Consider the following 15067-nt stretch of genomic DNA (forward strand, 5'->3'; position numbering starts at 1 on the left):
GGAGCCCAGGTACAGCGGCCGCCCGGCTTGGTTGGCCGCAGCGACGAAGCCCAGGGCGGTGGCCATGTTGCCGGTGATGTTGCGGTAAAAACCCGGCGCAATGTGCGCCGCTTTGACTTCGTAGGCGCTCGCGAAGGCCTCGGTATTCTCGCCGTAATTGAAGCCGGCCTTGAAGGCGCGCAGGTTGGCCTCGACCAGCTCGGGCGTCTTGCGAAAGCGCCGCTCGATATAATCGATAACCGACTGGGTCGGGCGCTGAAATAGCCAGCTCACCAACCCCAGGACGAAGTAGTTGCGCGAGCGATGAACGGCACGGGTGTTGAGCTTCAGATCACGCAGCGCTAGCGTGGTCAGGCGGCTAACCTCGACCTCGAAGAGCTGGAACTTGTCCAGCGAATGGTCGGTGAGCGGATTGCTCTTGTAGCCAGCCTTCTTGAGGTTAGCTTCGGTGAAGCCTTCCTTATCGACGATCAGCACCCCGTTGGGGCGCAGGTCGCCGACATTCATCTTGAGCGCCGCCGGATTCATCGCCACCAGCACCGTGGGCTCGTCGCCGGGGGTGAAGACCTCGGAACTGGAGAAATTGAGCTGAAAGCCACTGACCCCGGCCAAAGTTCCGGCGGGGGCGCGAATCTCGGCGGGGAAGTCGGGCAAGGTCGCGATATCGTTACCTGCCAGCGCCGACTCGGTAGTGAACTGCATCCCAGCCAGTTGCATCCCATCGCCCGAGTCGCCGACGAAACGGATGACGATTTGAGGTCGCGTCTCGACCGGCTTGTGCAGGCCGCCCGCGGGCGCCTGTTGGGCCGTCTCCGGTGGTACAGCCATAATCGCTCTACTCTCCCTTTAGATCCCCCGTTGGCGGGGTTTTTGCTGATTGCTGGAATACGTCCTTTAGGGCTGGGCCAAGCCCCACGCATGGCGAGCAAGCGTGGCCTGCTTTGTCTGTCATGCTGATTATAACCAACGGCAGATTTTGTTAAAAGACGTTGCTCGCCGCCACGCCCCCGGCCCTCACCGCACCACAAATCCCGCCGCCATTCCCGCCGCCTCCAACCATCGCTCCTCCACTGCGTCCACCCGCGCCGTCGGCGGTCCTTGATTGGCCCAGGCCCGAAACATCCGCAACTGGGCAGCGCTTCCTTCCACCTCGATCTCTACTCGACCGTCGGCCAGATTGCGAGCCCAGCCGCGCAGCCCCAAGCCCTGGGCCTCGTGCGCCGCGGCGGCGCGAAAAAACACCCCCTGCACGCGGCCGCTAATCAACAGGTGCAGGCGCAACTGCTCCCCAGTCTCGCTCATCGCGTGCTGAGCAGCTCCTCCAGTTCGTCTTCGGAAATGATTCTGACCCCGGCCTCCCGCGCCTTGCCCAGTTTCGATCCCGGACCTTCGCCCGCGACCAAGTAATCGGTCTTGCGGCTGACCGCGTTGCTAACGTGGCCGCCGGCGGCGACAATCTTCTCCTGGGCCTGGGCTCGGGTCCATTTGCTCAGACTGCCGGTCAGAACGATGCTCTTATCGCGCAAGGCGCTGCCCGCTGGGGCTTGGGGCGGTAAGGCCAGCTCGAAGTTGGCTGCCGCCAGCAGCCGATCGAGGGCAGCGCGGTTGCGGGGCTCGGCGAAATACTCGGTGATGCTGCGGGCAACCTCGGGGCCGATGTCGCGCACCGCGGTCAGCTCCTCCACCGAGGCATGGCGCAGCTTGTCAAGGTCGCGGAAATGGCGCGCGAGTTGGCGCGCGGTGTGCTCGCCGACGTGGCGGATGCCCAGGGCGTTGATCAACCGCTCCAGCGAGGTGTGGCGCGAGCGCTGGATATTGGCCACAAGGTTGCGCGCGCTCTTAGACCCCATCCGCTCCAAACCGGCCAGGTCCCCCTCCGTCAGGCGGTAGATATCGGCCAGCTCGCGCACCATCCCTTTTTCCACCAACTGCGCCACCAGCTTGTCCCCCAGCCCCTCGATATCCAGGCAATCCTTGGAGGCGAAGTAACGGATCGATTCGCGCATCCGTGCCGGACAATTGACGTTGACGCAAACGTAGGCGACTTCCTCGGGCTCGTGCACGATCGTGCTGCCGCACACCGGGCAGTGGCGCGGCATCTTGAACAGCGGCGCGCGCGGATGCGCCCTCTGGGCCACGCCCACGATGTAAGGGATCACGTCGCCCGCGCGCTCGACGATCACGGTGTCGCCGACCCGAATATCTTTGCGCTCGATTTCATCCATGTTGTGGAGCGAGGCGCTGGAGATGGTCACCCCGCCTAGCGCCACCGGTTCGAGCTGCGCCACTGGCGTCAGCACCCCGCTGCGCCCCACCGAAACCTCGATCCCGTTGAGCAGCGTGCGCGCCTGCTGGGCCTTGAACTTGTAGGCCACCGCCCAGCGCGGCGAGCGCGAAACTTCACCCAACTGCTCCTGTAGGGCGAAGGAATTGACCTTGGCCACCACCCCGTCGGCGTCGTAGGGTAAATCCTCGCGCCGCCCGGTGATCTCATCCCAGTACTCCAGCACCGCGTCGATTCCGTGGCACAGGCGCGAGAGCGGATTGACGCGCAGACCCAGCGCCTTGCAGGCTTGCAGAAACTCCCATTGCGAATCGACCCGCAGCCCCTCGATCAAGCCCGGCGAATGGCAGAAGATGTCCAACGGACGGGCGGCGGTCACCTTGGGATCGAGCTGGCGCAGGGAGCCGGCGGCGGCGTTGCGCGGGTTGGCAAAGGGCGGCTCGCCGGCCGCGACCCGGGCTTCGTTGAGACGGGCAAACGCGGCGCGCGGCAAGATCACCTCGCCGCGCACTTCCAGCAGGCGTGGCACCGAAGTTCCGCCGCCTGCGTGTAGGCGCAACGGGATCGATCGAATCGTGCGCAGGTTAGCGGTGACTTCCTCGCCGTTGACCCCATCGCCGCGGGTGGAACCGCTCACCAAGCGGCCATGTTCGTACACCAGCTCGACCGCCAGGCCGTCCAGCTTGATTTCGGCGACGTATTCCAGCTCCTCCTCGCGACGCAACAGCCGTTTGACGCGGCGGTCGAACTCGCGCACCTCCTCGGCGTCCATCGCGTTGGCCAGCGAGAGCATCGGCTTGCGATGAACCACGACGGCGAATTTCTCGCTGGGCATAGCGCCCACTCGCTGGGTGGGCGAATCGGGCGTGGCTAATTCGGGATGGGCCGCCTCCAGCGTCTGCAATTCGCGCATCAGGGCATCGTACTCGGCGTCGCTGACCTCGGGATCGTCGAGCACGTAGTAGCGGTAGTTATGATGGCGGATCTGTTCGCGCAGCGCTTCGGCGCGGGTCGCCAATTCCTGCAGGCTTGCCGACTCAGCCATCCGATCTAGAGAGCTCCAACGGCCGCAAACCGCCCCGCGGCGCACGCCGCCGCGGCTGCGTTACAGGCCGCCAAGACCGAAGGGGATGAAACTAAATCCATCCTCGCGAGCCGCTCGCTACTTGGCATGCATGGGCTGCGCCTGGGGCGCCGTTTCCTCCACCTGCAAGCGGCCAGTGGGATCAACCAGGCGACCGGTAGGATCAACGGCACGGCGCATTTGTCCCGCATAGGCCTCCAGCCAGTCGAGGTCTTGCTCAAGGGCAAAATCGCCGCCGCGTGCGGCGAGAAAAATTTCGGGGTCCTCGACTCCCGGCGGCACCACTTGCTGCTGCTCCAGCGCCACCGCCGCCTCAAGCAGGCGGCGGCGGGTCTGGATAATCATCACGTCGCTATGGCCCAGATGCTCCCAGGAATGATCGGTGATCGGCCCCATGCTCTCGGTAACCGCTTGATCTTGCAGCGGGATACCGTCGATTCCAGTGAAGCTGTTGGTGCGCTGCGACTCACGATCGATCTGATAGTCGTTGCCGGCGTTGGCCGCCACCCGCCAGCGACCAAACCAATCAGTGCTGTTGGGTAGATAGGTCATGCTGGCGCGAGTACCGGCGGCGGCGCGGCCGTCGCGCAACAGCCGCGGCACCCGCGGTCCGCCCTTCCACACCATCCGCACTATCATGGTATGCGTATCGTCCATCGGCACCCAGCCGCGAGCGAAGACATGCTCGGCCAGATTGCCGGTGGGAATCATGGTCCAGAAGGGGAAGAGAAACTGAGCGAAGCGCCAATAGACCTTGCCGTCAACCTCGCGGCGAGCCCCATACATAGTGCCCCATGAGGCGCGGCGCACGTGGAGTTCGGCCTGGCGATTGGCGACGGTGAAACGGTTGATATCGCCGGCGGCCAGCTCCTCGGCCTTGATCCCGCCCAGGTGCAGGAAGCTCAGATGGGTGGTGTCGATATCGCCTTCCAGCGCCTGCAGGTAATTGCATTCGCGCTGGGTGAAGCCTAGCTCCAACTCGCTCTCGGGCAGCAGAAAAGGCTCCATCGCGGGAAAGGCGGGCGGCTGCGGGCGCGGCCCCATGTACACCCAGATAAGGCCGGCCTGCTCGTGCACCGGATAAGCCCGGGCCCGCACCTTGTGCTTGTAATCGTATTCCGGCGGCACATTGGGCATCTCCAAGCAGCTTCCGTCGGCGCCGAATTTCCAGCCGTGATAGACGCAACGCAAGCCGCCCTGCTCGTTACGGCCGAAAAACAACGAGGCGCAGCGATGGGGGCAGCGATGGTCCATCACGCCCACCCGCCCCGTGCTGTCGCGGAAGGCGATCAGCCGCTCGCCCAGCAGCATCAGGCGCATCGGATCCCCATCGGCAGCCAGCTCCCAACTCATCGCCGCGGGAATCCAGTACTGGCGCATCAGATTGCCCATCGGCGTGCCCGGACCTACCCGGGTCAGAATTTCGCTTTCTCGTGGGGTAGCCATCGCACAAGCCTCCTTGGAGGATCTGGAGCTGCCTGTTTGCCTTCTTAGCGCATCGGGCAGGCGCGAGGGAAGCGCCGCCATCCACGTCTGAGCGGAATACCGCATGCTATGGTTGAAAAATCAGTTCAGGTTCTTTAAAGCTAAGCAATTGAAAAACGTGAGGCCTTTTGGCGCTTGTTTCGGCGGTTTGGAACCGTAACTAAACGGCCGTTTACAGCGAATCTGCTAAACTTCAGGGAATCTCAAATGCGAAGACTTCTGTCAGTCATGTCCAGCCGGATTTGTCGCCGGCTCGCAATAACTGTCTTCGCAAGCGTGCTTATCCCTGAACTCGTCCTTCTTGTCCCTATGATGCGGCACGACCGCACGGTGGCAATCCGGCGGTTGGAAAACGGTGGCCGTCAACTGCTCGACTCGATCATCAGTATGCTGCCCGCGCCCGTCAGCGCCCTGCAAGTGGGACAGTTGGGTCGGCTGTCGATCGGTCACGCCCATCTGGTCGGCCTGACCTTTTTCGACGAGAAGGGGCGGCAAGTCGCCAACGCCTCCGACGCCCCGCAGGTCTCCAGCAGCATGGCACCCGGACAACCAATCTTCAGCGAGAACGGCCGCCGGATGAACGTGCTGTGGCGCTTTGACAACCCCGCAATGACGGTAGTGGCCCGCTTCGACAGCTCGCAACTGGACCGCGAAGTGCACCGTATGGTTCTGGACAACATCGCGGCGATGTTGCTGATCGCGCTAGGCGTCACGCTGGTGGCCACGCTGACCGGCGGCTTGGTGCTGGTGGCGCCCCTGCTGCGGATGCGCGATGCGGTGCGCGCTGGTACGGTGGCAGGCCATTTTCCCGCCAGCCGCGGCGACGAAATCGGCACCGTGGCCAAGGCGATCGCCGAATATCAGGAGGAACAAGCTCAAGCCCCGCGCCGGCTCGAGCGAATCATCGAGGAGCGCACCCAAGCTCTGGTCAAGCGCGAAACCGAGCTGCGCGCCACCCTGGAAAACATGGCCGAAGGTGTGGCGATGTTCGATGCCGAGCATCGGCTGGTCACCTACAATCAACGCTTTCGCGAATATCTCGCCATTCCTGTTCCCCAGGAGTTGCTGGACAACCGCATCACCTTCGAAGAATACCTGCGCTACATCGGCGAGCGAGGCGGTTTCGGCGACCAGGACCTCGACCAGTTGATCAAGGGTCAGGTGGCGGCGCTGGACAAGCCCGAGGTGCGCGAACGCGCGCGCGCCGCCGACGGCGCCACGATCGAGGTGCGCCGCTATCCGATCGCTGGCGGCGGCTTCATCTTCATCTATGCCGATATCACCGCACGCAAGAAGACCGAGGCTCAGTTGCGCGAGGACGAGGAGCGTTTTCGCGCAATCGATAACGCCTCGCCGGTGGCTCTGGTAATCATGGACCTGGCCGATCACAGCGTGCGCCACATCAATCCACGCTTCGGCGAGCTGCTGGAAATCGCCCCCGAAAACTGTGCTGGCAGGCCGCTGGCCGAACTCTTTGCCAGGCCTGAAGACGGCCGCGCTTTCGTGGATATTTTGAGCAACAATCAAACCCACGACGGGCTGGAGTTCCGCCTGCGCACCCGCCACGAGCAGGAGCGCTGGATCATGATTCGGCGCGTGCCGTTTGACTTTCAGGGCCGCCCGGCCGTGATCGCCAGCCTCTCCGACATCAGTGAGCGCAAGCAAGCCGAAGTTCAGATCCAACAGGCCCGCGACGCCGCCGAGAGCGCCAATCGAGTGAAGTCGGAATTCCTGGCCAGTATGAGCCACGAGCTGCGCACACCGCTCAACGCGATCATCGGCTACAGCCAGATGCTGCAGGAGACCGCCAGCGACGAGGGGCAACAGGATTATCTACCCGATCTGCAGAAGATCGAGACGGCCGGCAAGCATCTGTTGGGCCTGATCAACGACATCCTGGATCTGTCCAAAATCGAAGCGGGCAAGATGGAGCTGTTCGTAGAGACGGTGGACATCGCCACCCTGGTAGGGGAAGTGCACAGTTTGATAGCGCCGCAGGCAGCCAAAAACGGCAACCAGTTGGAGCTTGACTGCCCCCCCGGGTTGGGTTCGATGGAAACCGATCTGACCAAGGTCAAGCAGGCCCTGCTCAATCTCTTGAGCAACGCCTGCAAATTCACCAAGGACGGCAAGGTCACACTGTCGGTAGCACGGCTCAACGGCGGCCAGGACGAGCGCATTCAGTTTCGGGTCAGCGACAACGGTATTGGCATGACCGCCGAACAGATGAGCAAGTTGTTTCAGGCCTTCACCCAGGCTGACTCCTCGACCACGCGCAAATTCGGCGGCACCGGCCTGGGGCTGGCAATTACCCGCCATTTCGCCCGCATGCTGGGCGGCGACGTGCTGGTCAGTAGCCAACCGGGGATTGGCTCGACCTTCACCCTGCTGTTGCCGGTGGTGCCCAAGGTCGCCACGCAACCCGAGCTGTCGCTAGCGGACGGCAGCACGGCGCCCGGCGGCGACGAAACCGGAGCCAGCACGGTACTGATCGTGGACGACGACTGGGCCTCGCACGATCTGCTGGGTACGATGCTGGCCCGCGAGGGCTTTCGCGTGCTCCACGCCAGCTCGGGACGCGACGCACTGGCGATGGCGCGCGAGACCCGCCCCGATGCGATTACTTTGGACGTCATGATGCCTCAGATGGACGGATGGTCATTGTTGGGCGCACTCAAGGCCGACGCCGAATTATGCAACATTCCGGTGGTCATGATCTCCATCCTAAATGAGCGCGGGATGGGGCTGTCGTTGGGCGCCGCCGATTACCTGACCAAACCGGTGGATCGCGAGCGGCTGGCCGCGGTTTTGCGTCAACACTGCGGCGAATGCGCCCGTGGTCCGATCCTGGTGGTCGATGACGAGGAGCCCGCGCGCGAGGTCGCCCGCCGCCTCCTGGAGCGAATGAACTTGCAGGTGGCCGAAGCTGCCGACGGCGCCCAGGCTTTAGAGTGGCTCGCGCACAATCCCCCACCGGCCCTGATTCTGCTCGACCTGATGATGCCCGTGATGGACGGCTTCGAGTTTCTCGACCGCTTGCGCGGGATGCCCGAGGGGCGCGCCATTCCGGTCATCGTGGTAACCGCCAAACAACTGAGCGCCGCCGATGTCGACCTGCTCCGGGGAATTACCCATCGCATCGTCGCCAAGGGCGAGGGCGTGGTCGACATCCGCGTTGCTATCCGCGAGGTCCTGCGCGCCGGCGCACGGCGGGCGGCGGCCTTAACCTGAGCCTACGTCGAGGAAGTAATGGCCAAAATTCTGCTGGTCGAAGACAACGAAATGAACCGCGACATGCTCTCGCGCCGCTTGGTGCGCAAAGGCTTCACCGTGGTCTCGGCGATTGACGGCCTGCAGGGAGTCGAGCTGGCCGGTTCGGAGGCTCCAGACCTCATCCTGATGGACATGAGTCTGCCTGGAATCGATGGCTGGGAGGCCACCCGTCGCATTAAGAACGCCGAGCAGACTCGCGCCACCCCGGTGATCGCGCTCACCGCTCATGCGATGAGCGGGGATCGGGAGCGCGCGCTGGAAGCCGGCTGCGACGACTACGACACCAAGCCCATCGACCTGGAGCGCCTGTTGGGCAAGATAGAAGTGCTGTTGGCGCGCGCCTGAAGGGAGAGCGATGGCTGACGCCGCCAACGAGGTTGCCTGGCGCCTGCAGCGGGCGCTTTTGGCCTACGTGCGGCAAGAGTTCAGCTCGCCAGCGGCGGCAATTTACGGTTATGCCGAACTAATGTTAGAGGACGCCGCCAGTCGTGGTCCACGCGAGGTGCTCGACGACCTCGAGCGGATCCGCCAGGCCGGCGCCGATCTGCACGCCCTAATCGAAGGGCTGCTAGACCCCGCGGCGATCGCGCACCGCGCTGCGCAAAGCGATTTCGCCGGCTTCCGCCGCCAACTTCAACATGACCTGCGCAATCCTATCAACGCAATCAAGGGTTACGCCGAAATGCTCCTGGAGGATGAGCAGGAGCGCGGCGCCAGCGCGCTGGCCGCCGACTTGAACAAGCTTTTGGAAGCCGCGCTGAAATTGCTGTCCGACATCGACGCACTGGTCGATTTTACTTTGCGCGAAACCGACGAAGGCGGCGGCGAACTGCCCCAGCCGCAGGTTCGCTTGGCGGAACGCGCCGAAGCGGCGCGGCGCACCATCCAATCGATGGCAGGATCGACTCGCGCCAATCGCCCTCAACCCAGCCGCATCCTGATAGTGGACGATACCGCCGCCAATCGTGAACTGCTCTCGCGCCGGCTCAGTCGCGACGGCCATCGGATCAGTACCGCAGCCGACGGCGCGCAGGCGCTGGAACTGATCGTCGCGCAGGAGTTCGATCTGATTCTGCTCGACTTGATGATGCCCGGGCTGAGCGGTTTTGAAGTCTTGCAGCGGGTCAAGGCCAACGCCCAACGCCGGCATATCCCTGTAATCATGATTTCGGCTCTGGACGAAATCGATTCCATTGTGGGTTGTATCGAAGCCGGAGCCGAGGATTACCTGCCCAAGCCCTTCAATCCCATCCTGCTCCAGGCTCGCATCGGCAGTTCATTGGAAAGGAAGCATCTGCGCGACCGCGAACAAGCCTACTTGGCGGATCTACGCGTTGAAAAGCAGCGCTCCGACAACCTTTTACTCAATATTCTGCCCCGCCCTATCGTGGATCGCATCCAGGCGGGCGAAACCACTATTGCCGATCGTTTCCAGAACGTAACCGTGCTGTTCGCCGACATCGTAAACTTCACTCCCCGCTCGGCGCGCATGGCTTCCACCGAACTGGTCGAGATGCTTAACGACATCTTTTCCAGCTTCGATCGGCTCTCGCTCGAACTGGGCGTGGAGAAGGTCAAAACGATCGGTGATGCCTACATGGCGGTAGCGGGACTGCCCCAGCCGCGCTCGGATCATGCCGCGGTGATGGCGCGGATGGCGCTGCGGATGCTCGATCTGAGCGGGGAATATCGTAAGCGCTACGGTGAACTGGAACTGCGCCTGGGACTACATTCGGGAGCGGTGGTGGCGGGCATCATCGGCACCCACAAGTTCAGCTACGACATTTGGGGCGACACCGTGAACATCGCCAGCCGAATGGAATCGCAGGGCCTGCCCGGCCGGATTCAGATCTCGCCGCAGACCTACGCCCTGCTCGGCGAGGAATTCGAGCTGGAGCCGCGCGGCCAGATCGAGATCAAAGGCAAGGGGTTAATGACTACCTACTTTCTGCGCGGCTTGCGCACCGCGCTTACGGCGTAAAGACGAACTTCGATATTCCGCACCGAGCAAACGTGCCGCCCAAGTCTGGGCGTGATCGCGATTCCTCAGCCCATAGTCTTAGCGAGGCAGGCGGCCAGCTCCAGCCTATCCGTTAGCAGGGCCGCCCGCGCCAACGGATCCAGCCACATTGGCGATCTTGAGTCTTCATCTCGGCCCCGGTTCCGCGACCGCGAAATGTGCCTTACTCACAGGCAGCCGAGACGAAGCCACGGGGTAGCGGACATGGGCGCACTTCTACCGCTGGGGTGCGCCCCAGCCCCCGCCGCCCGGGGTCTCGATTCGGATTTTGCTGCCGGCTGCTAGATGGACGCTGAACTTCCCCGCCATCGGGCGGCATTGGCCCCTGGAATCAATAATCCAGTTGCGGCCCGGGCGCCCTTGCCCACCGCCCTCCAAACCCCACGGCGCCAATTTCCGCCGCTCGCTAAGCATACTCACGTCAGCATCGACCAGCGACTCGACCTCGCGCACGAGCCCATCGCCGCCCGCGAACCGCCCGCCACCACCCGAGCCGCGCCGGATGCGGTATTGACTCACGCGCAGTGGATAATAAGCCTCCAAGGCCTCGATCGGAGTGTTGAGGGTGTTGGTCATATGGGTATGCAGACCCGAGGCACCGGGATGACCGAAGGCGGCGCCGGCACCGCCAGCAATGGTCTCATAATAGGAAAACGAGCGGTTGCGAAATCGATCGTAGCCACCGATCGTGAGGTTGGACATCGAACCCGAACTGGCGGCAGGAATTCTTTCTGGTAGCGCCGGCGCCAGCGCGCGGAAAAGCACGTCCACCAGCCGCTGCGAGGTCTCCACGTTACCGCCAGCCACCGCCGCCGGCGCCCGCGCGTTGACCACCGTGCCCGCTGGCGCGATCACCTCGACCGCGCGCATCAGTCCCTCGTTGGGCGGGACCGCCGCCGCGCCCACGCATTTCATCACATAAAAGACCGCCGAGCGGGTAATGGCCAGATTGGCGTTGAGCGGCCCGCGCACCTGCGGCGCGCTGCCGGTGAAATCGACCCAGGCTGAACCGTTTTGAAGTTTGATGCTTACCGCCAGCCGGATCGGCCCGCTGCCGAAGCCGTCGTCATCGAGAAAATCCTCGGCCTGGTAGCGCCCGGGCTTGAGCTTGGCCAGTGCCGCACTCATCAACCGAGCTGCGTAATCCTTCAGCTCCTCCATCGCGGTAACGACTGGAGCACGGCCATGCGACCGCACCAACTCCAGCAAGCGGCGGCGGCCGATCGCCAACGCGCCGAGCTGCGCCCGCAGGTCGCCCTCGCGCTCTTCGCGACCGCGCGTGTTGGCAAAAAATAGCTCGAAGATGTCGCGTGCGGGCCGGCCGCCGACAATCAGCTTGACTGGCGGCAGGCGGAACCCCTCTTGATAAATTTCCGTGGCTAGCGCCATCGAGCCCGGCGCCATCCCACCGATATCCGCATGATGGGCGCGGTTGGCTACGAAACCCAACGGCCGACGAGTGCGCGCGGCGAAGACCGGGGCGACCATCGTTAGGTCAGGCAAATGGGTGCCGCCCGCAAAGGGGTCGTTGAGCACGGCGACGTCGCCCGGATTGAGCGTGAGATGGTGAATGGCGGCGCGCACGGAGAGCGGGGTGGATCCGAGATGGACCGGCAGATGGGCCGCCTGCGCCACCATCTCGCCGCCGCCGTCAAACAGCGCGCAGGAGAAATCGCGGCGCTCCTTGATGTTGGGCGAGTAGCCGGTTTGTCCCAGCACCACGCCCATCTCCTCGGCGATAGCGGCCAGGCGGTTGCTCATCACTTCCAACGCGACCGCGTCCAGCTTCATCGCTCCTCCAAATGCAAGTTGCCATAGCCGTCAACCCTCAGGCTGAACTCGGGCGCCACGTAGGCCGTAGCACTCAACTCCACCACCAGCATCGGCCCGCGCAAACGCAAGCCCGCGCCCAGGCTGGCACGCTCATAGATCGGAACGCGGCGCGCAGCCTTGCCGATCAGGACCGACGCTAGCCCGATCGACGGCGGCGCCACGCGCGCGCGTGCGATTGGCGCCATCGGCGGGGTGAATTCGGTCGCGCTGGCGCGCAAGCGCAAATTGACTACCTCCACTGACGCCTCGGGGGCGGCATAGCCAAAGGCGCGCTCGTGGGCGCGATGGAACTGCTCGCGAAAGTCGGGCTCAAGCGCGACTTTGATCTCATAGGCTTGGCCGCGATAGCGCATGTCGGCCCACAGCGACAACTCGGGCCTCACCCGCACGCCTTCGCCGGCTAGCTCAGCGCGGGCGCGCGCCAGCAACGGCTGAGCCTGGCGCATCAATTCGTGATAGCGCGGCTGCGTGGCGCGCACCGTGAGCGCGTATTCGCGTCCCAACGGCGCGCCCAAGGCACCCAAAGCGCAGAGCAGACCCGGATTGTTTGGCAAAATCACGTGGCCAATTCCCAGCTCGCGCGCCAGCTCGCAGGCATGCATTGGCCCCGCGCCGCCGAACGCAAGTAGCGCGAACTGGCGTGGGTCGAAACCGCGCTCCACGCTGATCAGGCGCACCGCGCGCGCCATGTTGGCATTGACCACTTCGATTATGCCCTGCGCGGCGCGTGTCGGCGCCACCCCCATCGCGGCGGCTAGTTTGCCCAGCGCCTGCTCGGCCCGGCCCGGCGCAAGCTTCATCTGTCCGCCCAAGAATCGCTCTGCCACCAGCCGTCCGGCCACCAGGTCGGCGTCGGTTACCGTCGGCTCCAAGCCGCGCCCGTAGCAGGCGGGACCGGGATCAGCACCCGCGCTTTGGGGGCCGACCTTCAGCGAACCGCCCTCGTCGATCTGCGCGATCGAGCCGCCGCCCGCGCCCACGGTGTGGATATCAATAACCGGGGTGCGCACCGGGTAGCCGGCCGGATAGCTCAGCGCGCGTACGCTGGCGTGCCGATCGTACAGAGACACGTCGGTGGAAGTCCCCCCCATGTCAAAGGTGATGAAGCGCTCGACGCCAAACGCGCGGCTGAGACGCGCCGCGCCGACCACCCCCGCCGCCGGCCCGGACAAAATCGTGCGCACCGGCTCCTCGCGCGCCAATTCAACCCCGATTGCGTTGCCATCAGATTGCATGATGCGCAAGCGACGTGCCCCGGCCTCGCGCTCCAGGCGAGTAAGATGGGCCGCCATCAGCGGCGCCACGTAGGCATTGATCACGGTGGTCGAAAGCCGCTCGAACTCGCGATACTCGGGTAGCAGACGATGGGACACCGATAGCGGCCGGCCCAATGGCGCCAACTCCTTGGCAATCAGCGATTCGCTGTGCGGATTGGCGTAGCTGTGAAGCAGGCAAACCGCAAAGGACTCAGCCCGCGCCAGCGCCGGCCTGCCAATCAGCGCGCGCACTGCCTCCCGCTCCAGCGGGCGCGCGAGCTGGCCATCGAATAAAGTGCGCTCCTCGATCCCAAAGCGCAATGCGCGCGGAACCAACGCTGCCGGACGCGTGGGCGACAGGGCGTAGATGTCGGTGCGGTTTTGCCGCCCGATTTCGATCAGATCCTCGAAACCAGCGTTGGTGATCAGGGCCACGCGCGCGCCCCGCCCCTCCAGCAGAGCGTTGGTGGCTACCGTCGAGCTGTAGGTCAGCAGCGCCGGCGCACGATCGCCCAGTAATGCTTTGAGGCCCGCAAAGACCGCGCGCGCCGGATCCGCGGGTGTGGAAAGCAGCTTGTGGACCACGACGTGGCCGTCGATCACGGCGGCCACGTCGGTGAAGGTGCCTCCAGTATCGACTCCTACCACGAGCGGGGCGGAGGTGGCGGCGCGTAAGGAACGTGGCACTTCAGGTAACGCTCAGCAGGACCTTGAAGGTCGCGGGAGCGGCGGCCAGCTCAAATGCGGTCAATCCTTCGCTCAGCGCAAAGGTCTCGGCGATGAGCGGCCCCGGATCGATTCGACCCGAGGCCAGTAGCTCGAGCGCCGGTTCGAACTCGCCGCAGCGTGATCCTAGTAGCTCGACCTCATTGATTACGACCGGCGCCAAGTCGAGAGCGGGGTAAGAGGCCACCGTGGTCTTAAGGATGAGCTTCCCGCGCGGGCGCACCAGTGCCAGGCCACGCGCCACACCGGCTGCGCTGCCAGTACAATCGACCACCACGTCGAAACCCGGGCGCAGGTCAAGCTGCTCTTCGACCGCCAACCCCATCCGAGCCAGGCGTTCCAACTTGTCCTTATGATGGCCGCCCACAACCGCATTCAGCCCGTGCGCGGCCATCGCCAGTCCCACCATCGCACCCAGCCGTCCGTCGCCCAGAATTGCGACCCGAGCGGAGGGTGCGATCGTGGTCTGGGAAAAAATCTCCAGTGCCGCAGCGAGCGGTTCGGTAAAGACCGCTATCTGGTCCGAAAGCGTGTCGGGCACAGGCCGGAGGTTGACGTCGGGCAAGCAAAGATAATCGGCGAAGGCGCCGTCGCGCCCCAGGATTCCCAGCACTGTACGCGTGGGGCAATGACGAGCTAGGCCTGCTCGACAGGCTTGACAAACGCCACATCCGGCGTTGATTTCGCCCACCACCCGCCGGCCCATCAGCACATCGTTGGCGCTTTCAACCACCTCGCCCACGAACTCGTGGCCAGGCACGCCGCTGTATCCCATGTAGCCGCGAATCTGTTCCAGATCCGTGCCGCAAATTCCCGCCATCCGCACTCGCACCAGGCTTTCACCGGCACCCGGCCGAGGACGCGGATAATCCGTGCACAGGCTAAGCCGTCCCACCGCGCCCGCCGCCGCTGGTTTCAGCACTATCGCACGCATCGTCGCTGGACTCCGCTATCCGCCCAAAAACACCGAAGTATTGCCCACCAATGCGGGCAGTTAGGGTGCTCGATCCAAACCTTTGGAATGCTAGACTACTCTGGCGGTGTGAGCCAGATGTGGAAAGCAAAAGACCAAGCCGCGATGGACGAAAGGTTCAAAGACCTTAAGA

General features: G+C 64.1%; 10 protein-coding genes. 3 read left to right on the plus strand and 7 right to left on the minus strand.

The window, feature by feature from the left end:
• From VKV28_15680 to VKV28_15695, 4 genes are all read right to left on the minus strand, one after another.
• The coding region (locus VKV28_15680) for a 2-oxoacid:acceptor oxidoreductase family protein (protein ID HLH78245.1) at positions 1-828 on the minus strand (828 nt) is incomplete at its 3' end.
• Between the two features lie 186 nt (positions 829-1014).
• A complete protein-coding gene (locus VKV28_15685) occupies positions 1015-1302 on the minus strand; it encodes an acylphosphatase (protein ID HLH78246.1) in 288 nt (95 codons plus the stop codon).
• Positions 1299-3329 carry an NAD-dependent DNA ligase LigA gene (ligA, locus tag VKV28_15690; GenBank protein ID HLH78247.1) on the minus strand — a complete coding sequence of 677 codons (2031 nt, stop codon included), beginning with the start codon at positions 3327-3329 and terminating at the stop codon, positions 1299-1301. The genes VKV28_15685 and ligA overlap by 4 nt, the downstream gene beginning before the upstream one ends.
• Before the next feature lie 117 nt (positions 3330-3446).
• Positions 3447-4814: a Rieske 2Fe-2S domain-containing protein gene (locus tag VKV28_15695; GenBank protein ID HLH78248.1), complete on the minus strand. Its 1368-nt coding sequence runs from the start codon at positions 4812-4814 to the stop codon at positions 3447-3449.
• Between the two features lie 348 nt (positions 4815-5162).
• On the opposite strand from VKV28_15695, the gene VKV28_15700 reads away from it, so the two are divergent.
• The 3 genes from VKV28_15700 to VKV28_15710 are packed head-to-tail and all read left to right on the plus strand — an operon-like array spanning position 5163 to position 10107.
• A complete protein-coding gene (locus tag VKV28_15700) occupies positions 5163-8084 on the plus strand; it encodes a response regulator (GenBank protein ID HLH78249.1) in 2922 nt (973 codons plus the stop codon).
• Positions 8085-8102: 18 nt separating this feature from the next.
• A complete protein-coding gene (locus tag VKV28_15705; protein HLH78250.1) occupies positions 8103-8471 on the plus strand; it encodes a response regulator in 369 nt (122 codons plus the stop codon).
• A 10-nt stretch (positions 8472-8481) separates the two neighbouring features.
• Positions 8482-10107: an adenylate/guanylate cyclase domain-containing protein gene (locus VKV28_15710; GenBank protein ID HLH78251.1), complete on the plus strand. Its 1626-nt coding sequence runs from the start codon at positions 8482-8484 to the stop codon at positions 10105-10107.
• A gap of 255 nt (positions 10108-10362) precedes the next feature.
• Here the strand turns inward: VKV28_15710 and VKV28_15715 are convergent, their stop codons facing one another.
• Genes VKV28_15715 through VKV28_15725 form a run of 3 tightly spaced genes read right to left on the minus strand, consistent with a single transcriptional unit; the run spans position 10363 to position 14895 of the window.
• A complete protein-coding gene (locus VKV28_15715; protein HLH78252.1) occupies positions 10363-11937 on the minus strand; it encodes a hydantoinase B/oxoprolinase family protein in 1575 nt (524 codons plus the stop codon).
• The gene (locus VKV28_15720) at positions 11934-13922 is read right to left on the minus strand and encodes a hydantoinase/oxoprolinase family protein (GenBank protein HLH78253.1); all 1989 of its coding nucleotides are present in this window, start codon (positions 13920-13922) and stop codon (positions 11934-11936) included. Before VKV28_15720 ends, VKV28_15715 begins: the two co-directional genes overlap by 4 nt.
• A 1-nt stretch (position 13923) precedes the next feature.
• Positions 13924-14895 (minus strand): alcohol dehydrogenase catalytic domain-containing protein, encoded by a 972-nt coding sequence (locus VKV28_15725; protein HLH78254.1) that lies wholly within the window; start codon positions 14893-14895, stop codon positions 13924-13926.
• Positions 14896-15067 lie beyond the last annotated feature (172 nt).

It is taken from the genome of Candidatus Binataceae bacterium, assembly GCA_035294265.1.
Lineage (GTDB): Bacteria > Desulfobacterota > Binatia > Binatales > Binataceae > DATGLK01.

What these genes read in the sequence shown, in the direction of transcription:
- VKV28_15685 (HLH78246.1), bottom strand. Translation starts at nt 1,302, where the DNA reads ATGAGCGAGACTGGGGAGCAGTTGCGCCTGCACCTGTTGATTAGCGGC.
- ligA (HLH78247.1), bottom strand. Translation starts at nt 3,329, where the DNA reads ATGGCTGAGTCGGCAAGCCTGCAGGAATTGGCGACCCGCGCCGAAGCG.
- VKV28_15695 (HLH78248.1), bottom strand. Translation starts at nt 4,814, where the DNA reads ATGGCTACCCCACGAGAAAGCGAAATTCTGACCCGGGTAGGTCCGGGC.
- VKV28_15700 (HLH78249.1), top strand. Translation starts at nt 5,163, where the DNA reads ATGATGCGGCACGACCGCACGGTGGCAATCCGGCGGTTGGAAAACGGT.
- VKV28_15705 (HLH78250.1), top strand. Translation starts at nt 8,103, where the DNA reads ATGGCCAAAATTCTGCTGGTCGAAGACAACGAAATGAACCGCGACATG.
- VKV28_15710 (HLH78251.1), top strand. Translation starts at nt 8,482, where the DNA reads ATGGCTGACGCCGCCAACGAGGTTGCCTGGCGCCTGCAGCGGGCGCTT.
- VKV28_15715 (HLH78252.1), bottom strand. Translation starts at nt 11,937, where the DNA reads ATGAAGCTGGACGCGGTCGCGTTGGAAGTGATGAGCAACCGCCTGGCC.
- VKV28_15725 (HLH78254.1), bottom strand. Translation starts at nt 14,895, where the DNA reads ATGCGTGCGATAGTGCTGAAACCAGCGGCGGCGGGCGCGGTGGGACGG.